The sequence below is a fragment of the Leeuwenhoekiella sp. MAR_2009_132 genome, assembly GCF_000687915.1.
In the GTDB taxonomy this organism is placed as follows: domain Bacteria; phylum Bacteroidota; class Bacteroidia; order Flavobacteriales; family Flavobacteriaceae; genus Leeuwenhoekiella.
In genome coordinates this window covers 735,666-759,353 of the sequence record NZ_JHZY01000004.1, presented here as the reverse complement: position 1 = coordinate 759,353, position 23,688 = coordinate 735,666, and the positions used below count along the sequence as shown (strand labels likewise).

18 protein-coding genes are annotated in these 23,688 nt (G+C 38.5%); 12 read left to right on the top strand and 6 right to left on the bottom strand.

Features of this window, described 5'->3' with window-relative positions:
* The first annotated feature begins 53 nt into the window (after positions 1-53).
* The 7 genes from P164_RS11670 to P164_RS11640 all read left to right on the top strand — a co-directional run bounded on the left by P164_RS11670 (position 54) and on the right by P164_RS11640 (position 9,654).
* Complete coding sequence (locus P164_RS11670) at positions 54-455, top strand: hypothetical protein (protein WP_028376558.1); 402 nt, start codon at positions 54-56, stop codon at positions 453-455.
* Between the two features lie 228 nt (positions 456-683).
* Positions 684-3,095, top strand: a complete 2,412-nt coding sequence (locus tag P164_RS11665; RefSeq protein ID WP_028376557.1) for a glycoside hydrolase family 3 N-terminal domain-containing protein — start codon at positions 684-686, stop codon at positions 3,093-3,095.
* A 6-nt stretch (positions 3,096-3,101) separates the two neighbouring features.
* The gene (locus tag P164_RS11660) at positions 3,102-4,550 is read left to right on the top strand and encodes an alpha-L-fucosidase (RefSeq protein WP_035899789.1); all 1,449 of its coding nucleotides are present in this window, start codon (positions 3,102-3,104) and stop codon (positions 4,548-4,550) included.
* A 5-nt stretch (positions 4,551-4,555) separates the two neighbouring features.
* A complete protein-coding gene (locus P164_RS11655; RefSeq protein ID WP_028376556.1) occupies positions 4,556-6,010 on the top strand; it encodes an alpha-L-fucosidase in 1,455 nt (484 codons plus the stop codon).
* Between the two features lie 44 nt (positions 6,011-6,054).
* Positions 6,055-7,932, top strand: coding sequence for a beta-N-acetylhexosaminidase (locus tag P164_RS11650; RefSeq protein WP_051621341.1), 1,878 nt, complete (start codon positions 6,055-6,057; stop codon positions 7,930-7,932).
* Between the two features lie 19 nt (positions 7,933-7,951).
* A complete protein-coding gene (locus P164_RS11645) occupies positions 7,952-8,587 on the top strand; it encodes a copper homeostasis protein CutC (RefSeq protein ID WP_028376555.1) in 636 nt (211 codons plus the stop codon).
* Between the two features lie 17 nt (positions 8,588-8,604).
* Positions 8,605-9,654, top strand: a complete 1,050-nt coding sequence (locus tag P164_RS11640; protein ID WP_035899787.1) for a sialidase family protein — start codon at positions 8,605-8,607, stop codon at positions 9,652-9,654.
* On the opposite strand, the gene P164_RS11635 is transcribed toward P164_RS11640, so the two are convergent.
* Positions 9,651-10,430, bottom strand: a complete 780-nt coding sequence (locus tag P164_RS11635; protein WP_234405859.1) for a DeoR/GlpR family DNA-binding transcription regulator — start codon at positions 10,428-10,430, stop codon at positions 9,651-9,653. The two genes, P164_RS11640 and P164_RS11635, sit on opposite strands and share 4 nt — an antisense overlap.
* Before the next feature lie 172 nt (positions 10,431-10,602).
* Here P164_RS11635 and P164_RS11630 point away from each other — a divergent pair, with 172 nt between their 5' ends.
* From P164_RS11630 to P164_RS11620, 3 genes are all read left to right on the top strand, one after another.
* Entirely contained in the window at positions 10,603-12,198 is a 1,596-nt protein-coding gene (locus tag P164_RS11630; RefSeq protein WP_028376552.1) for a glycerol-3-phosphate dehydrogenase/oxidase, read from the top strand.
* Positions 12,199-12,265: 67 nt separating this feature from the next.
* Positions 12,266-13,759 (top strand): glycerol kinase GlpK, encoded by a 1,494-nt coding sequence (gene glpK, locus P164_RS11625; protein WP_028376551.1) that lies wholly within the window; start codon positions 12,266-12,268, stop codon positions 13,757-13,759.
* A 12-nt stretch (positions 13,760-13,771) separates the two neighbouring features.
* Entirely contained in the window at positions 13,772-14,506 is a 735-nt protein-coding gene (locus tag P164_RS11620; RefSeq protein ID WP_028376550.1) for an MIP/aquaporin family protein, read from the top strand.
* Between the two features lie 81 nt (positions 14,507-14,587).
* Here the strand turns inward: P164_RS11620 and P164_RS11615 are convergent, their stop codons facing one another.
* Positions 14,588-15,274: a potassium channel family protein gene (locus tag P164_RS11615; RefSeq protein WP_028376549.1), complete on the bottom strand. Its 687-nt coding sequence runs from the start codon at positions 15,272-15,274 to the stop codon at positions 14,588-14,590.
* A gap of 13 nt (positions 15,275-15,287) precedes the next feature.
* On the bottom strand, positions 15,288-17,057 hold the full coding sequence (locus P164_RS11610; protein ID WP_051621340.1) for a TrkH family potassium uptake protein: 1,770 nt from the start codon (positions 17,055-17,057) through the stop codon (positions 15,288-15,290).
* Between the two features lie 197 nt (positions 17,058-17,254).
* On the opposite strand from P164_RS11610, the gene P164_RS11605 reads away from it, so the two are divergent.
* Positions 17,255-18,679, top strand: a complete 1,425-nt coding sequence (locus P164_RS11605; RefSeq protein WP_028376547.1) for a pyridoxal phosphate-dependent decarboxylase family protein — start codon at positions 17,255-17,257, stop codon at positions 18,677-18,679.
* On the opposite strand, the gene P164_RS11600 is transcribed toward P164_RS11605, so the two are convergent.
* From P164_RS11600 to P164_RS11590, 3 genes are read right to left on the bottom strand one after another with little or no spacing between them, the layout of a single operon-like run.
* Entirely contained in the window at positions 18,680-19,573 is an 894-nt protein-coding gene (locus P164_RS11600) for a carbohydrate kinase family protein (protein WP_028376546.1), read from the bottom strand.
* Position 19,574: 1 nt separating this feature from the next.
* The gene (locus P164_RS11595; RefSeq protein ID WP_028376545.1) at positions 19,575-20,912 is read right to left on the bottom strand and encodes a sugar porter family MFS transporter; all 1,338 of its coding nucleotides are present in this window, start codon (positions 20,910-20,912) and stop codon (positions 19,575-19,577) included.
* A gap of 29 nt (positions 20,913-20,941) precedes the next feature.
* A complete protein-coding gene (locus P164_RS11590) occupies positions 20,942-22,483 on the bottom strand; it encodes a glycoside hydrolase family 32 protein (RefSeq protein ID WP_234405858.1) in 1,542 nt (513 codons plus the stop codon).
* A gap of 157 nt (positions 22,484-22,640) precedes the next feature.
* Here P164_RS11590 and P164_RS11585 point away from each other — a divergent pair, with 157 nt between their 5' ends.
* Complete coding sequence (locus P164_RS11585) at positions 22,641-23,684, top strand: LacI family DNA-binding transcriptional regulator (RefSeq protein WP_028376543.1); 1,044 nt, start codon at positions 22,641-22,643, stop codon at positions 23,682-23,684.
* Positions 23,685-23,688 lie beyond the last annotated feature (4 nt).

Below are 23,688 nucleotides of genomic sequence, written 5' to 3'. Positions count from 1 at the left end.
CGTAATTTACTAAACCTATATTTCAAGGTTTCTGAATTTTTTACAACGCAACGATGACTATTAAACAAGCTGTTATTTCTAAGGGTTTTATCGCAGGCGGACTTATGAATATGTCTGTATTGGTATTTTCAAAATTCTTTACAAACCCCGTTATTACTGAATACGATCCTGTAGTCATGTCAAATTTTGGGTTGTTGATGATTGTTATTTGGGGACTGGCATATATTTCGGTGACCAAAAGCTATCAACATGTAAAATGGCTTGTGGGTGTCTTTGTTATTGAAAAATTGATTTATGGTATCATCTGGATTAACTGGTTGCTCAATCACAATCTTTCCGAAGTTTATAAGAAAGACACTTTAGCGGGGCTATTTTTCTCGATGTATGGTGTAAATGACTGGCTGTTTTTTGGTTTCTTTCTGGTGGTTTTTATACGTTTAATGTGGAAAAATTAAAAATTGAATTAGTTATCCGTAAACACATCTTAAGTTAGCTGTCTATTAGACAATTCTTTTCAAAAGTCATTTTAATTCTTCAAGTCACTAAGCTACGCTCTGTAGTTATTCAGCGATTATTTTTCAATAAACTGAAGTAATCTGTTAGCTTTAAAGGATGTATTGTAATAACTCAGATATAAAGTGTGAGTTATTAGCAGTTTTTTTCAGAAAACATTACAAAATTCTATGCATTCTATTTATTTGAAGAGGTTGATTGCCGCTGTTACTGTGCTTGTTGCAGTGGCACAACTTTCTGCTCAGGATAAAATCCCGGCAAACGCCGACTATAAAATCCCTAAACTAGCTGTAGAACAACGAGTCTCAGATTTAGTTAATCGTATGACGATTGAAGAAAAAGTGGGGCAATTAACCACGCTTTTAGGCTGGAAAATGTACACAAAAACGGGTGATAAGGTAAAAGCTAGTCAGGAACTTAAAAATGCCATTCAAAATCAAAAAATAGGAGCTTTATGGGGTGTTTTGCGTGCAGATCCCTGGACGCAAAAAACACTGGTAAATGGATTAAACCCAGAGCTTGCCGCAAAAGCAACGAATGCAATTCAAAAAGTAGCTGTAGAAGAAAGCCGTTTAGGTATCCCCTTATTTTTAGCTGAGGAAGCCATGCACGGTCATATGGCAATAGGCACAACCGAGTTTCCAAGTGCGATTGCTCAGGCGAGTACCTTTAACCCAAGATTGAATGAAAAAATGGGAGTTGCTGTTGCTCAAGAGCTACGCGCTCAAGGTGCACACATTGGTTATGGTCCTATACTAGATTTAGCACGTGAACCTAGATGGTCGCGGGTAGAAGAGACTTTTGGAGAAGACCCTTATTTGATTGCTCAAATGGGATTGGGGGTGATAAAAGGTTTTCAGGGTGGTGATGGTATACATGATTCAGAAAAAGTAATATCGACCTTAAAGCATTTTGCTGCATATGGAGTTTCAGAGGGAGGTCATAATGGTGGAGCTGTACATATTGGGCAGCGGGAATTGATGCAAGATTATATGTATCCGTTTAAAAAGGCAATAGATGCCGGAGTGCTTTCTGTAATGACCGCTTACAGTTCGGTAGACGGGATTCCCAGTACTTCTCATAAAAGCTTATTAGCGGGTTTGCTTCGTGATCAATGGGGCTTTAAAGGTTTTGTGGTTTCTGACCTGGGAAGTATTGAAGGTATAAAAAATGACCATCACGCAGCAGCGACTTTAGAAGATGCAGCAGCCTTAGCAATGAATGCCGGAGTAGATGTAGATCTGGGCGGGAACGGATTTGATGATGCTTTGCTTACAGCTTATATGGACGGAAAAGTAACTGAAACCCGACTGGATGAGGCCGTAAAAAATGTGCTTCGGTTGAAGTTTAAAATGGGACTTTTTGAGAATCCTTATGTGGATTTAAAGAAGCCTAAGAAGGTTGTTCGCAATGCAGCTCATATAGCTATCGCAAAACAGATGGCACTAGAAGGGGTTACGCTTTTGAAGAATGAAGGCGATTTACTTCCGCTTTCCAAAGAAATTAAACGTATTGCTGTGATTGGTCCCAACGCAGATACGATGTATAACCAGCTGGGTGACTACACGGCTCCACAAGATCCCGAGTTTATCGTAACACCTCTTGAGGGAATACGTGCAAAAATGTCTAATGCTACAATCACTTACGTAAAAGGGACAGCGATACGCGATACCACTCAAACCGACATTCCTGCAGCTGTTGCGGCGGCAAAAAATGCAGAAGTAGCTATTGTGGTTTTAGGTGGCTCTAGTGCACGTGATTTTAAAACCGAATATCTGGAAACAGGGGCAGCTACTGTAGCTTCAAAAAAAGATGAACTGCTTAGTGATATGGAAAGTGGCGAAGGCTACGATCGTTCTACCTTAGATTTAATGGGAAAACAACTCGAGTTACTCAAGGCTGTAGAAGCCACAGGGACTCCTACAATATTAGTGTTGATTACCGGCAGACCTCTTTTAATAAATTGGCCTGCCAAAAATATTCCGGCGATTATAGATACTTGGTATCCGGGTTCTCAGGGAGGACACGCGTTGGCAGATGTTTTATTTGGTGATTATAACCCGGCGGGTCGCCTGCCAGTTTCGATTCCTCGTTCTGTAGGTCAAACGCCGGTTTATTACAACCACTGGTGGCCCAGGCGCCGTGACTATGTAGAAGAATCTTCAAAACCTTTATATGCTTTTGGGCACGGGTTGAGCTATACTACTTTTGAATATTCCACTTTAAAAATTTCGCAAAGCGGAACTGATGAATCTACACAAATAGAAGTGCAGGTAACTGTAAAAAATACAGGTGAAGTTGCCGGTGATGAAGTCGTTCAATTGTATCTGATAGACGAGGTGAGCAGTGTGGTGACACCCGTAAAACAATTGCGGGGTTTTGAGCGTATACATTTAGCGCCAGGCGAAAGCAAAACAGTAAAATTTGTACTTACGCCCGAAGAGTTGGCGTTGTATAATGCTGAAATGAAACACGTGGCAGAAGCCGGAAGTTTTGAAGTGCAAATAGGCGCTTCCTCTCAAGATATTAGACTTAAAGACAGTTTTAAGCTTACGGAAACTATACTATTAAAATCTAAATAAAATTTTATGCGCATCCTTTCATATCCTAAATACTTTTATTGTTTAGCCGCACTAGCAGGTTCCCTAGCCTGCAGTGGAGGCTTATTCGCTCAGGGAGGTAATTTACATGAACGCTCTGAAGTTTATGAGGCGCCAGTAGATCCACAAGTGAAAGCCAAGCTTGAAAACTGGGGGAATCAAAAGTTCGGAATGCTGATACACTGGGGAGTTTATGCGGTTCCCGGAATTATAGAATCCTGGCAAATTTGCTCTGAGCCGTGGCTTGAGCGACCGGAAGGCATGGCGTATAACGACTACAAAAAGTGGTATTGGAATTTGAGTTCGGTGTTTAATCCGGTGAATTTTGATCCCGATAGTTGGGCAGATGCTGCTGCAGGAGCCGGGATGAAATATGTGGTTTTTACAACTAAGCATCATGACGGTTTCAATATGTTTGATACCCAGCAAACCGATTATAAAATAACAAACGGGCCCTTTAAAAACCACCCTAAAGCCAATGTGGCTAAGTATGTTTTTGAATCATTTAGAAAGAAAGATTTTATGATAGGTGCTTACTTTTCTAAACCAGACTGGCACAATCAGGATTTCTGGTGGGATAAATATGCTACGCCAGACCGTAATGTGAATTATGACATTCGTAAATATCCTGAAAAATGGAAAGCCTATCAAGACTTTACCTTCAACCAGATTAGCGAATTGATGCACGATTACGGGCAGATCGATATTTTATGGTTAGATGGTGGCTGGGTGCGTCCTAAAGAAACCGTAAATGACGAAGTGCGAGCATGGGGAGCGCCTATCCCAGAGTGGGACCAGGAAGTAAATATGCCGCGTATTGCGGAGATGGCCCGTGAGGCCCAACCGGGAATTATTTTTGCAGACCGCACCGTTCACGGTCCGTATGAGAATTATCAAACCCCCGAACGTAAAATTCCGGATACGAAACTGGATAACCCGTGGGAGACCTGTATGACCTTAGGAAACAACTGGGGTTATGTACCCAATGATGATTTTAAAACTTCAACCAAAGTGATTCACAGTCTGGTAGAAGTGGTTGCTAAAGGCGGAAATATGTTGCTGGGTGTTGGACCACAACCAGATGGCTTATTACCTCCAGATGCATTACCTATTCTTGCTGAAATAGGAGACTGGCTTGATGCAAACAGTACTGCGATCTATAATACTCATGCTATAGATACTTTTCAGGATGGAGATACGTATTTTACGGCTAATGATAAAGAGACTTTTGCAATTACCTTAATTCCTGAAGGCAGAGATGCTCCTAAAAGTGTATCCTGGAAAGGAAATCTACCCAAGAAAGGAAGTGTTCTAAAATTAGTGAGCAGCGGTAAATCTTTAAAATATACTGTTAAAGACGATAAAGTTACAGTAGCGATTCCATCAGAGATACGTAGAGCTGGAACAGCGGCATTGGCATTTTCATTTAAAAAATAATACCGATGAATCGTATAATAACCACGTTACTTGTATTGTTATTATTAGGATTAACTTCCTGTAAAAACTCTAATGAAGAAACTCCTCCGGAAGCTTTTGGAGCAGTGCCTTCTCAAGAACAGCTTGCGTGGTATGCGATGGAAATGAATGCGTTTATTCATTTTACGATCAATACGTTTACCGATAAAGAATGGGGTTACGGGGATGAGTCTCCAGAACTTTTTAATCCTACAGAATTAGATACAGACCAGTGGTTTTCTACCTTAAAAGATGCGGGTTTTAAAGGCGCGATTTTAACAGCAAAACACCATGATGGTTTTGCTTTATGGCCCTCTAACTATACCGAGCACGATATTGCTGCGAGTCCGTACAAAGAAGGGAATGGGAATTTAGTAAAAGAGGTATCTGAATCTGCTCAAAAATACGGATTGCAATTTGGGGTGTATTTATCACCATGGGATCGTAATCGAGCGGATTATGGCGAATCTTCATACGTAGACTATTACCGCAAACAGGTCGAAGAATTATTTACCGGTTATGGTTCTGTTTTTGAGATGTGGTTTGACGGTGCAAATGGGGGTGACGGTTATTATGGCGGAGCTAATGAAGAACGCAAAATAGATCGTGAGAATTATTACAACTGGCCACAGACCATTGCAATGGCTAAAGAAATTCAGCCTAAGGTTTTGTTTTTTAGTGATGCAGGACCAGATTTACGTTGGGTAGGAAATGAGCGCGGGATAGGAGGAGAAACACATTGGAATACAATTAATGTAGATACGCTTTATGCAGGTAAATCGGGTATTGAAGATCTGTTACAATCAGGAGCTAAAGGCGGGAAAAGCTGGGTACCGGCAGAAGTAAATACCTCAATTCGTCCAGGTTGGTTTTACCATGCTTCAGAAGACTCGCTAGTGCGCACCCCAGAAAATTTATTTGAACTGTATCTCACATCGGTAGGTCGCGGTTCTACCTTGTTATTAAATATTCCTCCAGATCGTCGTGGGTTATTTCATGAGAATGATGTTGCAGCCTTAAAAGGCTTCCGTAGTATTTTAGACTCTGTTTTTGCAGTAAATCTTGCCAAAAAAGCAACAGCTTTAGCAAGTACATCAAGAGGTAAGAGTGATACCTATGCAGCAAGTAATGTGCTTGATGCAGATAAAGATACCTACTGGGCGACAAACGATGGTGTTACCACTGGAAGCATAGAATTAACTTGGGATTCTTTACAAACACTAAATTACTTAGTACTTCAGGAATATATTACACTGGGTCAGCGTGTAGCTGCATTTACGGTTTCAGTCTGGGAAAACGATAGCTGGAAGCCTGTAGCAAATCAAACAACCATAGGATACAAACGCATTTTAAAATTAAATGGTGTAGCAACTACAAAACTCAAAATAGAAATTACTGAAGCCTTGGCGTGTCCGTTAATTTCTAATGTAGAAGTGTATTAAGTTTATAGGGTTACTTGTAATTTTTTACAATAAAATATAGCAACATGAGAATAACTTCAGGTTTAAAATATGCAGCAATACTGGTTTTTATTTTTTCGCTTTGCGGAAAAATTACAGCACAGGAAGAAGTATTATCTATAATTCCTATTCCTAGCCAATATGAAGTCAAGGAAGGTGAATTTCAATTTGATGAGAAAACTACATTTTATGTAGATACCTCTAATACCGAAGTTTATAAAATAGCTGAGGGTTTACAGGAAAAGCTACGAGAAGTAAGCGGGATGATGATTCCTATTCAGCCACTTTCAGATTTTAATGAGCGTACATTATATGCAGTTGCCTTTCAATTAGATTCGCTGAGTGATTTAGGGAATGAAGGGTACACACTTGAAGTTAATACAAAACAAATCACGCTCAATGCAAAACAGCCTGCAGGTTTGTTTTATGGGGTGCAGTCGCTCATACAACTCTTACCTCCCGAGATCGTAAAAAAAGAAATTATACGTGCTTTTGATTGGGTTGTCCCTGCTGTGAGTATCACCGATGTTCCAAAATATGCCTGGCGGGGTTTGCACTTAGATACCGGGCGCCACGTGAGTTCGATTGCATTTATTAAAGAATATCTTGACAATATGGCGATGCACAAGTTGAATACCTTTCATTGGCATTTAACCGAGGATCAGGGCTGGCGCTTAGAAATAAAAAAATATCCCTTATTAACAGAAGTAGGTGCTTTTCGTGATTCTACGCTTGTAGGTCATTACGGTACCGGTAAATATGATGGGAAGCGCTATGGCGGTTTTTATACTCAGGAAGAGGCAAAAGAAATCGTGGCTTACGCTAAAAATTTGTATATAACCGTTGTTCCTGAAATTGAGATGCCCGGGCACTCTACTGCTGCGGTGGCTGCATATCCTGAGTTGGGAGTAACCGGTAAGACTGTTAGGCCATCAACAACCTGGGGTGTTTTTCCTGATATTTTAAATGTCGAAAACAGCACTTTTAGTTTTATGGAAGATGTATTGACCGAAGTCATAGATATTTTTCCTTCAGAATTTATTCATATAGGCGGCGATGAGGCTCCAAAAGATCAATGGGAGCAATCACCACGTGTGCAGTCTCAGATAGACTCGTTAGGTCTAAAAGATGCGCACGAGCTACAGAGTTATTTTATCACGCGGGTAGAGCAATTTTTAAATTCAAAGGGAAGGCAAATTATTGGCTGGGATGAGATTCTTGAAGGAGGTCTTGCTCCTAATGCTGCGGTTATGTCGTGGCGTGGTGAAGAAGGAGGTATCGCTGCTGCAAAAAGCGGGCATCACGTAGTGATGAGCCCGGGATCACATTTGTATTTTGATCATGCGCAGGGCGACCTTCAGCAAGAACCCTTAAATATAGGAGGTTATCTTCCGCTAGATAAAGTGTATTCTTATAAGCCAACTCCAGAAGTTTTAACTGCTGAAGAAGGCAACTATATTATGGGAGCACAGGCTAATTTATGGACAGAGTATTTACCTACAGATGCCAGTCGCGAGTACATGGTTTTTCCTAGAATTAGCGCACTTTCTGAAGTGGTATGGAGTGGGGAGGAGCACAAAGATTGGGAGAGTTTTAAAAAGCGGTTACCTGAGCAATTAATACGTTATGAATATCAGGGAATTAATTATGCAAAAACTATTTATAACATTGAAATAAACGCTAAATGCGACAAAAAGCATAAGAACTTTAGTGTGAGTCTTCATAAACAGTGGGATGGCGTTATCTACTTTACAGTTGACGGAAGCAACCCTACTGCTAAAAGTAAACTGTATAGTATTCCCTTAAAATTAAAACCCGGAACAACTGTCAAAACTGGTCTTTTCAAGGAAGGAAAATTACAGGGTGTTATCACTTCAGAAACGCTGGAAACTCCTAAAAGCTAAGAATTAAAAGAAAATCCCTATGTCTGTAAATTATATAAAAGAAGCCTGTGTAGAAACTTTAGAACAAGCTGTAAAGGCTGAAGCAAAGGGAGCAGATCGGTTAGAGTTGTGCGCGTATCTCACTTTTGGAGGGTTGACGCCTTCAACAGATTTGATCAAAGCGGTTGTGGCAGCGGTAGGTATTCCGGTTCGGGTAATGATACGACCACGCAATGGAGATTTCTTTTACAATGAAGATGAACTGGAACATATGAAAACCTGTATTCAACTTTGTAAAGCCTTAAAAGTAGAAGGAGTGGTTTTTGGTGTGCTAAATGTTAATGCTACGCTCAATATAAAGGCGATTAAAGAACTCACCGAAGTTGCACAACCCTTAAAAATAGTTATACACAAAGCTATTGATGAGACAATAAATCCTATAGAATCATTAAAAGAGTTACTCCATATAGAAGGCATCGACACGGTTTTAACTTCTGGCGGGAAATCTAATGCTTTTGATGGAGCAGAAAATTTAAAAGTTATGGTAGCCCTAGCAGAATCTAAAATTACGGTAATGCCTGCTGGTAAAATTTCTCAATTTAATTTAACAGAATTAGACCAGCTTTTAGGTGCAAAAGCTTATCACGGAAAGTTAATTGTAGGTGAACTCAACTAATATACTATAGCTTTTATATGTTTTTAAAATTCAAATTTTTTCTGGTTGCAAGTGTTCTCTTTTCAAGCTGTGCTGAAAAAAAATTACCTGAGGTTGAGGTTTTAGAAAACGCGTTTATCTATAATAAATCAGATTTTCCGCAATGTCATGCGTCAACATTAGTTGAAACCGAAGAAGGGACTATAATCGCTGCCTGGTTTGGTGGCGAGTATGAGCGTCACCCTAATGTAAGTATTTATCAAAGCTTTAAATCAGATTCAGGATGGTCAACTCCATCAAAAATAGCAGACGGAAAAACACCAAATGATACGATAAGTAATCCTACCTGGAACCCTGTTTTATTTAAAAATCAACAACAAGAATTGCTGTTATTTTATAAAGAAGGACCATCACCATCAAGCTGGTGGGGAATGCTGAAACGTTCTAATGATGATGGCAAAACCTGGTCTGACGCAATACGTTTGCCCGAAGGGATTTTAGGACCTATAAAAAACAAACCCATTCAATTAGATTCGGGAGTTATTGTAAGTCCGTCGAGTATAGAAAGTGAAGATGGAAACACCTGGAAATCTCACGTAGAATTATCTAGCGATCAAGGTAAAACCTGGCAAAGGGTTGCAATTCCATCTGCAGATTCGGTTAAAGTAATTCAGCCTACACTAGTTCAGCTAAAAAAGGGGACTCTAAAAGCGTTGTTGCGAAGTGATCAAAATTATGTTTTAGAAAGTATCAGTACAGATGCAGGTAAGTCTTGGTCTGTCGCAAAACCCGGTACAGTTTTAAACCCAAATAGCGGTATTGATGCTGTGACTTTAGATGGTGGTGGGTTTTTATTAGTTTATAATCCTGCAGAAGCTGGCAAAGACTGGTCTGATGGGCGTAATAAACTAAACCTTGCCTATAGCGCAGATGGAACAATTTGGGAAGACATTTTAAAGTTGGAGGATGAAGAAAAAGGCGAATTTAGTTATCCTGCTATCATCCAGGATTCAAAAGGTTTTATACACCTTACTTATACCCATAACCGCAGTAAAATAAAGTATATGAAGCTAAGGTTGAATAATTAAACCAGGGTTAGTTTAATTCCCATTTCTTGTATACGGTCTGCAATAGCAGGAGAAAGATCTTTATCTGTAATAATTTCGCTAATATCATCGAGATTACAAATTTTTGCAAGACTGCGTTTCCCAAATTTTGAAGAGTCGGCTAGAATAATCGTTTTTTGAGCGGCATCCATCATTTTTTGATTGAGAATAGCTTCTTCAATATTTGTAGTAGTGCACCCATAATCCAGATCAATCCCATCAACACCCATAAAAAATTGATTTGATGATATGTGATTTAAAATATGCTCTGCATAATGCCCGGTTACGGATGCAGACCGGTGTCTGATGTTTCCGCCCAGTTGAATAATGTCAATATCTTTATGCTTCAATAACTCAATTGCTACAAGTAGAGACGATGTAATTACGTTGAGTTTTCCTTTAGGAACTATTGCTTTTCCTAGTTGTTGTACAGTGGTTCCGCTAGCAATTATGATAGAGTCATTTTCTTGTATACGCGCCGCAGCTGCTTCAGCAATCATAGATTTTTCGGTAGCAGAAATTGTAGCCTTTTCAGTAACATCGCGCTCGTTCATATACGGATTTTCTAAAGAAGCGCCGCCATGGGTTCTAAAAAGCAGACCTTTATCTTCAAGAAGTTTCAAATCTTTTCGAATGGTTACGGCAGAAACATCAAGGCGTTCGCAAAGCGTAGCTACCTTAAGATGTTTTTCTCTTTTTAATTGTTCTAAAATTAATTGATGCCTTTCCATATATAAAGTGCCTGTAGTGTTTTTCAAGAAAGAATAAGGTAAAGATACACGATTACAAATACAATAAAAGATTTCTTTTAGTTTCGTTTATATTCGTTTTTAGTATTAATGATGTTTAAATCGAAACTTTAACTTTCGTTAATATTCGTTTTATTTCAATATGTTTATCTTTGTTAAGATCAACACTAGTAAAACACAAATGGAGGAGAATATTTTTAGCCGCAATAGAATAATTGATGATTTATCACTAACTAATAAATGGGATGTAATCATCGTAGGTGGTGGCGCAACAGGTTTAGGAGTGGCTTTAGATAGTGTAACCCGCGGATACAAAACCCTATTGCTTGAGCAGGTAGATTATGCAAAAGGTACTTCAAGCCGAAGTACGAAATTAGTGCACGGTGGTGTGCGGTATCTCGCACAAGGTAATATAGATCTTGTTAAAGAAGCATTGCATGAGCGTGGATTGCTGGAGCAAAATGCACCGCATTTAGTAAAAAACCAAAGCTTTGTAATACCTAATTACCGCTGGTGGGAGGGTATTTATTATACAATAGGTTTAAAAGCTTATGATTTTCTAGCGGGTAAATTAAGTCTGGGAAAATCTACACATATTAATAAAACAAAAACGGTAGAACGTCTTTCAACCTTACGCCAGAAGGGATTGTACGGAGGTGTGGTTTATAAAGATGGTCAGTTTGATGATTCACGCTTAGCCATAAATCTGGCTCAAACGGCAATTGAGAAAGGGGCAACACTTTTAAATCATTTTAAAGTAACCGATTTAATACAGAATCCTTCAGGGAAAATTATTGGGGTTGAAGCGCAAGATGTTGAAACTAATAAGCCATATTCCTTTTCAAGTGACTTGGTTATTAACGCTACAGGCGTTTTTTCTGATGAGATTTTAAAAATGCAGAAAAGTGATGCCCGAAAATCTATAGTGCCAAGTCAAGGTGTGCATTTAGTTTTTGACAAATCATTTTTACCGGGAGACGACGCAATAATGATTCCTAAAACAGATGATGGAAGGGTTTTATTTGCAGTGCCGTGGCACGATAAAGTACTTGTAGGGACTACAGATACAAATCTTGATGATCACAGCTTAGAGCCTCAGGCGCAAGAGCAGGAGATAGAATTTATACTGAAAACATTTAATAATTACCTCGATAAGCCTGTTAAGCGTTCTGATGTGCGTAGTATTTTTGCAGGTCTACGTCCGCTTGCGGCTCCTAAAGACAATTCAGAAAAGACTAAAGAAATATCAAGAAGTCACAAGATTATTGTTTCAGAATCAGGTTTATTAACGATCACCGGAGGAAAGTGGACAACCTATAGACGTATGGCTCAGGACACCATTAATAAGGCCATTGCACTTAAAAAACTTCCGAAGAAAGCCTGCCAGACTTCAAATCTCTCGATTCATGGTGCAATGCCTACTCAAGATCGCGATAATCATTTATATATTTATGGTACAGATCAAAGAGGTATTGCAGCTCTAATTGCAGCAGATGCAAGCCTGGGTGAAAAGCTACATTCTAGATTGCCATTTTGTAAAGCTGAGGTAGTATGGGCGGTGCGTAATGAAATGGCACGTACTGTAGAAGATGTGCTTGCAAGACGCGTAAGAGCTTTGTTTCTCGACGCAGAGGCTGCAAAAGAAATGACTGTAGAGGTTGCGACTTTAATTGCTGAAGAATTACATAAAGATGAGGCTTGGAAACAAGATCAAATAGAAACGTTTACGAGACTGGCAAATCATTATTGTATAAGTAATAGTGCAGTTTCACAATAATAAAATCAACCCGGCACCTTAATTTATTAAATTGAGGTGCTTTTTATAACCAATAAATCAATTAAGTATGGACCAGTATATTTTAGCCCTGGATCAGGGAACTACGAGTTCTCGCGCAATCGTTTTCGATAAACAAGGGAAAATTGTTTCAGTTGCTCAAAAAGAGTTTACCCAATATTTTCCAAAGCCGGGATGGGTAGAACACGATCCTCAGGAAATCTGGTCTACTCAAGCAGGGGTTGCTGCAGAAGCTACTGTTTCTAAAGGGTTGAATGGAAAGAATATAGCAGGAATAGGTATTACTAATCAACGGGAAACCGTTGTCGTATGGGACCGTAAAACCGGGGAGCCCGTATATAATGCCATTGTTTGGCAAGATAAGCGTACTGCAGACTATTGCGATAGCTTAAAGAAAGACGGTAAGACTGAAATGATTCAGGAGAAAACCGGTCTCGTTATAGACTCCTATTTTTCTGGGACAAAAGTTAAATGGATACTTGATAACGTAGAAGGAGCACGCGAGAAAGCTGAAGCTGGAGATCTCGTATTAGGTACGATAGATACCTGGATTATCTGGAAATTTACAAAAGGCGAGCTTCACGTTACCGATGCTACTAATGCCTGTAGAACGCTACTTTTTAATATTAATACAATGCAATGGGATGATGAACTTCTAGAGCTTTTTGATATCCCTAAAAGTATGCTTCCGGAGGTTAAAGACAGTAGCGAGGTCTATGGTCATACTAAAACTACAGTTTTTGCTTCAAAAATTCCTATTGCAGGTATTGCAGGTGATCAAATGGCAGCGTTATTCGGTCAAATGTGTACTAAAAAGGGAATGGTAAAAAGTACTTATGGCACCGGTTGTTTTATGTTAATGAATATAGGTGATAAACCCATACTTTCTAAAAATAACCTATTGACCACTGTAGCGTGGCGCATAGGAGGTAAAACAGAATATGCTTTAGAAGGAAGTATTTTTATAGGAGGAGCTGTTGTGCAGTGGTTACGTGATGGTCTGGGAATAATTAAAAGATCTGAGGATGTTGAGCAATTAGCCGGTTCTGTAGAATCTACAGAGGGTGTATATTTTATTCCTGCTTTTGCAGGGATGGGTGCACCCTACTGGAATCAAAAAGGGAAAGGAACCATATTTGGGATCACAAGAGGTACAACAGATGCACACATAGCCAGAGCTTCAATTGAAGCAATTGCGTATCAAACAATGGATATTCTTAAAGCTATGCATGCAGATTCTGGGATCGAAATTAAAGAGTTACGTGTAGATGGTGGTGCCTCTATAAATAATACACTCATGCAATTTCAGGCAGATGTTTTAGACTCAATTACAATAAGGCCTAAAATAACTGAGACCACTGCCTTAGGAGCAGCTTATCTTGCCGGTCTTGCCGTGGGATTTTGGGATAGTAAAGAGCAAATACAAGAGATGTGGGAAGAGGATAAGCGTTTTGAACCTAAAAAAGACAAAGCAAAAATTGAAGAAGGTATCAAAGGTTGGTATCGTGCAATTAAGGCTTTAGAATATTGGACAACCCTATAACATCTTATATTTATGACTCCTTTTATAGCAGAAATTCTAGGTACAGGACTACTCATTCTTTTAGGAGGTGGGATAGTTGCTAATGATATTTTAAATAAAACCATAGGTCACGGCAGTGGCTGGATGGGAATCACTACAGCCTGGGGACTTGCAGTTTTTGTAGGTGTAGTAGTTGCCGGCCCATACAGTGGTGCTCATTTAAATCCCGCAGTGACTGTAGGTCTAGCGGTGGCAGGCTTGTTTCCATGGGCAGATGTGCCTACATACATCGCAGCAGAGTTTATAGGTGCAATGCTAGGGTCGTCTCTCGTTTATGTGATGTATAAAGATCATTTTGATGCGACTGAAGATGGTGGTTTAAAGCGTGCAGTTTTTTGTACTGCTCCTGCAATACCTAATAAATTTAGAAATATAATAAGTGAGATTATTGGAACTTTTGTTTTATTAATCTGTGTGTTTTATTTCTCTGAAGCCGAGATTAATGATGGCGCAGGAACTAAAGTAGGTTTAGGTTCTATAGGCGCTATCCCAGTTGCATTTGTTGTTTGGGGAATAGGCCTTTCTTTAGGAGGTACCACCGGCTATGCTATTAATCCTGCACGTGATTTAGGTCCGCGTATTGTTCATGCATTATTACCTATCAAAGGAAAAATAGATAGTAACTGGAGCTATTCGTGGATTCCGGTTGTTGGGCCCATTATAGGAGCAGTATTTGCGGCGTTGCTTTTTATGACATTGAATAAATAACTTAAAGCCTTATGCATAATGATGTTTCTGGAGGTGATTTTTTAATCTTCTTCGGAAACATTTTGTTTTATGTTTTAGGCATTATTTTGAGCTTATAAATTTTTTGATGTCTTTATTTGAACCGTATAGCACAAGTATATCATCTTTTTCAAGAAGTAAATGAGGTGTAGCAACACTCTGAACATCTATAATGGTTTTGCGTTTGCCTATATTAGTAGGAACGTGTGCATTTTTTATTGTTGTTAATACCAGTAGATTATAACGCTCTCTAAACTTTACATCTTCGATGGTTTTATTTTCATAGCGTTGCGGTAGTTTAATCTCTACAATACTAAAATATTCATTGAGTTCAAACGAATCAACAACACCCCGCATACACAGTTTTTTTGCCCAGCGTTCGGCGCTTTCCTGCTCAGGATGTACGATCTCATCAACCCCTATTGCATTTAAAACATTCTCGTGAAGGGAGTTCACTGCTCTGCTTATTAATCTTTTTACGCCCAGGTTTTTAAATAATGCGGTGATCATTACGTTTACACCTTGATTTTCACCTACGGCAACAATAACAATATCAGTATCTTTAAGAGGTAAGCCGGTTACAGTAGATTCATCTGTGGCATCAAGACAAATAGTATGTGTTATTTTTTCCTTTAAAGCGTCAACACGATTCATTTTAATGTCGATACCTATAACCTCGTTTCCTGAAGCTGTTAATTTTTCGGCTAAAGAAGCTCCAAAATTTCCCAACCCTAAAATGATATATTTCATAATCTAAACCTGTTTAATTCATCAAAATCTCTTCCGTAGGATAGCGATAGTCTTTGTATTTGATCTTTCTAAAAAGCGCAATCATAATCGTAAGCATACTTACTCTACCTATAAACATTACGATAATTAAAACTCCCTTACTTGCAGCGGTTAGGGTAGCGGTGATCCCTAAACTTAAGCCCACAGTACTGTAAGCAGAAAAACATTCAAAAGCGATGCTGAGTAAGGTTTTCTCGGGGTCAAATGCAGCAATTGAGATCACTGCAAAACCTATTACAACCAGTGAAAGCGAAATAATTGCAAAGGCCCTGCGCACCGAAATATCTGCTATTTCTCTACGGTACACTTCTATACGTGTTTTTCCTTTTGCCAGACTAAAAAAGTTTAGAGTTGCAATGGCAAACGTACTTGTTTTTATACCACCACCAGTAGATGCGGGAGAGGCTCCTACCCACATGAGAAAGAAAATCATCATGAGTGTAGAAAAGTGAAGCTGGTTCATGTCTAAGGTGTTGAAACCGGCCGTACGCGGGGTAGTCGCGCCAAAAAAAGCAGTAACAAATTTCCCTAATCCTCTATGCTCTACTAAGGTGTTGTTATACTCATTGAAGAAGAATATAACCGTACCTATTGCCATTAAACTTCCTGTGGTGATTAAGGTAATACGACTATTGAGACTTAAAACCCAGGGTTTATAGATTGTTGTTTTTGTGTGACCCAATAAAAGCGGACTTATAATTTTGTACTTTAAATATTTAATCACATTGATTACGATAGGAAAACCTAGTCCTCCAAAAACAAAGAGGCCAATTAAGGTAAGCTGCATTACATAATTATAGCGGTAATCTAGATCATAAATGCCATTAGAAAGTGTAGAAAAACCGGCATTACAAAAAGCAGAAACCGCGTGGAAAACTGCAAAAAATACCCGGTCAAAAAATTCGGGTATGTGTTTAACTTCTAAACTTGAAAAAATGATTAATGCACCAATAGCTTCTATAGAAAATGTAATAAGTAAGATGCGTTTTAAGGTAGAAAATACTTCGCCTATTTTCTGAGAATTAGTCATATCACTTAAAACAACCTGATTTTCAAAAGAGGTAACCCCTTTAAAAAAATAGCTAAAATAACTTGCAAATGTAAGTATCCCCAGACCCCCTAATTGAATGAGAAAAACAATGATATGTTGGCCAAAGGGAGTGAAATAACTGCCGGTGTCTACAACGATTAGGCCGGTAACGCATACTGCACTTGTTGAGGTGAACAGGGCGTCTAAAAATGAAATGCCTTCATAAGTTGCGTTGGGTAATTTGAGCAGTAGTGTTCCAAATAAAATAATACCAATAAAACTTACAATAAATAATTGTGCAGGGTTAAGGTAGTTACGCCTGTAATTGAGGCGCTGCTCTGCAAATTCTCTTATAAAAGTGAGTAAAATGGCAGCTTTAATCCAATTGTCGTTGTACAAAAAGCTGAGGTGTCTGTGTGCTTCTTGCGAAAAAAAATGAATTCCTATTACATAAATTGTAAATAGAATTGACAGGGCATCAAATACGATAACCTGAGTGCTTAGTTTTTTAGAAAAGGTAAAATAGCGCACTAAAGTCACGGCAATACCTACAAAGAGAATGATAAGGTAATAGGCATTTAAGAAATTTTGAATCTGAGAAGACTGCTCGTATCCAAAATCAATTATAAATGCAAAAACCCCGATGAGGCTTAGAACAAAAGCAGAACGAAATAATGTATTTAATGTCAGAACTTTGGATATGCTATCTTTCAAACCCAATTGATTTAATTATAGCGCAAAGTTAGGGTAATCTAAAGTACCGTTGTTTTTTTAGATCTTTAATTATTTGATAAAAGAAAGGATTCATTAACTATTACGATATCGGGGTAAAACCAATATTTTAAGACTTCTTGTGAAGGATATTTTTCTAGTAGTTTTTTAAACACCTAGTTTTGCAAAAAATATAAATGATGAAAGCAAAACCAGAAGCACGATTAGAATTGTCTGAAGCAGAAATGCGCCAGTATGGTTATAAAGTTATTGATTCTATAATTGCACATCATTTAGGGCAGGAAGATAAAAAACCGGTGTCGCTAGCTACACGTAAAGAGATGGATTCTTTATTGGGAGAATCAATTCCTGAGCTTGCCACCCCGGTAGATACTGTTTTAGATACGGTGATGGAGAAGGTAATGCCGTTTACTAATTTGTTAAGTCACCCTAAGTTCTTCTCTTTTGTTCCCGGGCCCAGTAACTATGTAAGTGCTATTGCAGATGCCCTGGCGACAGGATTTAATATTTTTTCTGGTGGGTGGATCGCTTCTCCCGCTGCTGCAGAACTAGAGATTTTAACTGTAAACTGGCTTCTTGATTTGTATGGTTTTCCGCAGAAAAGAGGTGGCGGTATATTTACCAGTGGGGGTTCTATGGCAAATTTAACTGCGCTGGTGACTGCCCGAAACATTAAGTGTGGTGACGATTTTTCTAAAGCAGTAATTTACCTTTCAGACCAGGCTCATTCTTCAAATATTAAAGCCATACGGGTTATAGGTTTTAGAAAAGATCAAATACGCCTTATTCCTACCGATGGAGAGTTTAAGTTTAGCTTAAATAAGCTGAAAAATGCAATTAATAAAGATCGTCTTGCGGGGTTACAACCTTTTTGTTTATTAGCATCTGCAGGTACAACAAATACCGGTACAGTAGATCAACTCCCCGAGTTAGGAGCGATTGCAAAAACCGAAGACCTATGGTTTCACGTTGACGGCGCCTATGGCGGAGCAGCAATTTTAGCAAAAAACGGTAAGCAACTTTTAAAAGGTATAGACAAGGCAGATTCGCTTACTGTTGATCCGCATAAGTGGTTTTACCAGCCGTACGAAATGGGGTGTTTACTGGTGCGCAATCATAAATGGCTGAGCGGTACTTTTACTGAAAAGCCCGAATATTTAAAGGATGTAGAAGGAAACAGTTCAGAAATAAATTTCTACGATCACGGGATACAACTTACCAGACGGTTTAGAGCACTTAAGTTTTATATGAGTATTAAAACCTTTGGCCTTAAAGCGTTTCGGGAGGCGGTGCAATACAATTTTGATTTGTGCGAAAAAGTTGAAAGTATTCTTCGGAAAAGTAAAAAGTGGGAAGTGGTATCTCCTGCCACACTAGCGATTATCAATTTTAGATACAATCCTATAGACCGCAATTTAACTGAAGCTGAACTTGATAATTTAAACTCTAAAATTTCAGAAAAAGTAGTTGATTCTCGGGAGGCTATGTTAGTTACTACGGTATTAAATGGTCAGACCGTTTTGAGAATGTGTTTAATAAACCCCAGAACAACGTTGGCGCATGTTGAAGAAACTATTGCGCTATGTGAACAAATGGCAGAATAATTATTCCGCCATTTTTTCAAGAATTTCAGCTTTAGAAATTTTAGAATTGGCTCCTTTTTTACCGGCAACCATGGCGCCCAGAGCGCAGGCAAATGCAAGTGCATCTTCCGGAGTATTTTCTTCTTTAAAAAGTTGGCTTATTAACCCGGCTAAGAAAGAATCTCCAGCACCTACGGTATCAACAACTGTTGTGCTATAGCCACTGTGTGAATACATATGGCCATTTTTATAAAGTACAGCTCCTGCTTCGCCACAGGTTACACAAATAAGTTGGGTATTAGTAAGTTTGCTTAAGTCAGCTAGTTGATCTTCCATAACCACACTTTTGATTTCAAGATGTGTTACTATTTCGGTTAGTTCTTCATCATTCATTTTAACCATTTGTGCCTGCTTCATAAACTGCACAATATGATCTAATTTATAATGCGGTTTCCTCAGGTTTACATCAAAAATGGCAAATTTACTTTGCGGTAATAACTCTTTAAGAGTATTTCTTGAAACTTCATTGCGTGCAGCCAGAGAGCCAAAAATAAATAAATCTGCATGTGCAACGGCTTCCTGATTAGCTTCGGTAAGTTTTATTGTATCCCAGGCAACAGGACTTTTAATTTTGTAAGAAGCACTTCCCGTATCATCTAAGGTTACCAGTACCTGCCCGGTTTCAAGATCATCATCTTCTTGTATTAAATCCTGATTGAGTTCAAATTGATCAATAGCAGAACGTGTTTCTTCTGCAAGACCATCTGTGCCTAACCTGCTAATCATTTGCATAGAGACGCCCAGACTTTGCAATCTAAGACATAGGTTTAGCGGTGCACCTCCTAACGCCTTTCCGTCAGGAAAAACATCCCATAAAATTTCTCCAAAACTTATTGCTGTAATTGACTCTTTCATCCTAACCTAATAATTTATCTTCTAATTCTTCTAACGAAATGCCTTTGGTTTCTGGCATCATAAACTTGGTAAATAACAATTGCAAAACCATCATAGCTGCAAAAAATGCAAATATAGGCCAGGGGTTGTCTTTAAAAATTCCATCTTCACTATCTAGAAAAACAGGAGTAAGCAAGGTTATCAAAGCGGCAAAAACCCAGTGCGTACCGGTACCCCAGGATTGACCATAAGCACGTACTTTGTTTGGGAAAATTTCAGATATAAACACCCAGATTACGGCTCCCTGTCCTATAGCATGGGAGGCGATAAACATTAGTATAAAGGCTAAAAGGATAGAGGAGCTTGCTCCTGTGTAAAAACACCAAGCAACAGTAGCTAAACTTATGATATAACCAATAGAGCCTATAAACATAAGGGTACGTCTGCCCAGGCGGTCTATTAAGCCTACGCCCACAAAGGTAAATATGAGGTTAATTACACCTATAGATATAGAATTAAATAAGGAGTCTTCTGTAGCTAAACCTGCTTTTACTAATATTTCTGGGGCATAATATAGTATGAAATTAATACCGGAAACCTGATTAAAAAATGCAATCAAAAAAGCGAGTATAAGTGGTTTTTTATATCGTTTAGTAAACAGGGTAACATCGTCTGAAGTCTTGGCAAGTTCTGTTTTTATAGTATCTATTTTTTGCTGCACTTCGGCGATAGGATATACGCGATTGAGAATTTCAAAAGCTTCTTTTTCATCTTTTCGTTTGTGTAACAGCCATCGCGGACTTTCAGGAACTCCTAACACCAGTAAGATGTAAAGTATTGCAGGTATCCCTTCTACACCCAGCATCCAGCGCCAGTCATTTGCACCCTGAAAACCTTCTAAAAGATAATTTGAAAAGAATGCGATAAGTATACCAAAAACAATATTAAATTGATACAAAGCAACCAGTTTACCGCGGTTTGACGCGGTTGAAATTTCAGAAATATAGGTAGGAGCGGCCACAGATGAGGCACCTACACCTACACCACCAATAAATCTAAAAAATGAAAATAAATAAGGGTCTGGAGATAGTGCCGAACCTACAGCAGATACTAGATATAAAACACCTATCCAGAATAAAGTCTTTTTTCTGCCAAAACGATCACAGGGAATACCACCGGTAAGTGAGCCTAATACTGTACCCCATAAGGCCATTGACATTATGAATAAACCGTGAAAAAGAGGAGAAAGATCCCATAACTGTCTAACCGGCAAATTAGCCCCAGAAATAACTACGGTATCAAAACCAAATAGAAATCCTGCTAAAGCTACCGTAATAGACCATTTTTGTACTGCTTTCATTTAAGTGTTCTTTGTTTAGTAACTAATTTTTACCAAATACTCGGTATAGGGGTAATGCTAAGATTTGAAACTGCTGCTTTAGTTTTTAATTTAAACTGCGTGTATGGGGCATTTGGAAAAAATTGAGCTGTAAGAGCATTCATACCACCATCTCCAAAAAACTCTATAGAAGAAGCATCCATATATATGGCAAATTCAGCGGTTGTATCATTATTAAAAACCGCAGGAGCTTTCATAAGGGGTAAAGCAAATTTTTCTGAAAATGAAATCTGGCCACTTTTACTTCGGTCTAAGGTGTACTCTTGAGAAATTGCATCAAAAGTAACCGTTAAATGTTCTCCTTTTGTATTGCTTAATTGCAGTTCAAAATCTACTACCGGTTTTGGCATTTCAAAATAGATTTTAGATTGATGAAGAGAACTGTCTGTAAAGGTGAGAACATCTGATTCTAATTTAGTTTTGGGAGTCAAAACTTCAAGACCTTCGGTAAAATCTGCAAGTGGATTGTTAGATAAATAGTACTCATTTGTTTTGTGTAATTCTAATTTCCGCGGAAGCGTCATTGCGCTTCTCCAGGCTTCTGTTGGCGTTTCCTGGCCATATTCCCAATTGCTCATCCAGCCTATAAAAATACGCTGATTCTCAGGTAGGTTGTTGTAAGTAATACCTGCATAATTATCCCGTCCCAAATCAATCCATTTTTCATCTTTTTGTTCTGAAGTAAATGTTCTACCATCAAACTCACCTACGAAGTATTGAGTTCCTGAACCTCCGTTAGGTGCGCCGGGATTAATACTAATAAACAAAACCCACTTAGTTTCTCCGGTTTCTGCAATCGTTAAAGGAAAAAGATCGGGGCATTCCCAAACTCCACCGTGCGCGCCTCTATCTCTACCAAATTCACTCAGATAGGTCCAGTCTATTAAATTGTCTGAATTATAGAACATGGCATAATCTCCGGCAACAAGAATTAAAATCCATTTTTGAGTTTGCTTATCCCAGAACACTTTTGGGTCTCTAAAGTCTATCAGATTTTCTGTGTTAGGTACCACCGGGTTTCCTTCATATTTTGTGAAAGTTTTCCCGTTATCGAGACTGTATGCGATGCCCTGATATTGAAAGTCTGTCGTTTTAGCTTCGGCGCCTTTAGGTTCATGATAAGTAAACATCGCTACAAGAGGTGGGTTTTCTGCAGTACCCAGACCAGATGTGTTTAAAGAATCTATAACCGCACTCCCCGAAAATATATAACCTAGTGAATCTGGTGCCAGTGCTACAGGTTCATTTTGCCAATCTTTTAAATTTTTACTGGTAGCGTGCCCCCAGTGCATAGGCCCCCAGACAGTAGACTCTGGGTGATACTGAAAATACAAATGATACGTACCATTGTGGTAAACAAGTCCGTTAGGATCATTCATCCAGTTTGCTTCAGGAGAATAATGATATTGTGGGCGAAAATTTTCGTAATATGTCATGTCTGTAGTATCTTTAGGCTCTGTAATTGAATTCTTTTCTTCTTTGCAGGAGACAAGGATTAAAATCAGTACTAATTTGAGGGCTATACCTTTCAATTTGAGTTGTTTTATTGGTTTCATTCAATATGAAAATGAAGGAAAATTAATAAAATTTAAGATAACTTAATCGATTTAGTTAGCTAATTTTACCAATTCTTAAATTTAGTACAATAAATAGATAAAATCGAATATAAATTATATTAGGATTTGAATTATGAAAAGAAAACTGACCCTCAAACTGATAGCTAAAGAACTTGGAGTATCTATTTCTACGGTTTCTAAAGCGTTGAGAGATAGCCCCGAAATAAGTGAAGAAACCCGTGAGAAAATTAAAGCTTACGCTAAGTTATATAATTATAAGCCTAACAATATAGCGTTAAGCCTAAAAAATAGAAGAACCAATACGATAGGCGTTATCATACCACAAATTGTACATCACTTCTTTACAACCGTAATTAGTGGTATAGAGCAAGAGGCGCGTGATCGTAATTATAATGTGATAATTTGTTTATCTAACAATGGTTTTGACAAGGAAGTTGAAAATATGGAGCTTCTGGCGAATGGAAGCACAGATGGTTTTATACTTTCTATATCTAAAGAAACCATGCTTAAAGAAGATTACCATCATTTAAATGAAGTAATTGAGCAGGGTATGCCTGTTGTCATGTTTGATCGCGTTGTAGAGGGTATTTCTTGCGACCGTGTACTTATTGATGATAAAGCAGGAGCAAAAAAGGGAGTCACCCATATGGTGCGTACCGGTTGTCGTAAAATAGGGATTATAACTTCTGAAGATTATATAAGTGTTGGACGTTTACGTACCGAAGGATATCTGGATGCTCTTGATGATTTTGGTATTGAAGCCAATGATGATTTAATACTGAAGTTAGATAATATAGATGACCTTACTGAAGAATCAAAGAGACGCATTGAAGATTTTGTTACTAATAATGAACTTGATGGTATTTTCACGGTTAATGAATTCTTTGCCGTTCACGCAACACGCGTGTTAACTAAACTAGGAAAGAAAATACCTGAAGATGTATCCATAGTTTGTTTTACAGATGGTCAACTTTCTGAAAACATGATTCCAAGTTTAACAGCTGTGAGTCAACACGGAGAAGAAATGGGGCGCAAAGCAGCAGCTATACTTATCGAAAAGCTAGAGCGTGAGGAAACCGGCGCCGAAGTTTATGATACCGCTTATATAGATACAAGTCTTGTTGAACGAGAATCTACACGCAAATTAAACCGATAATTAG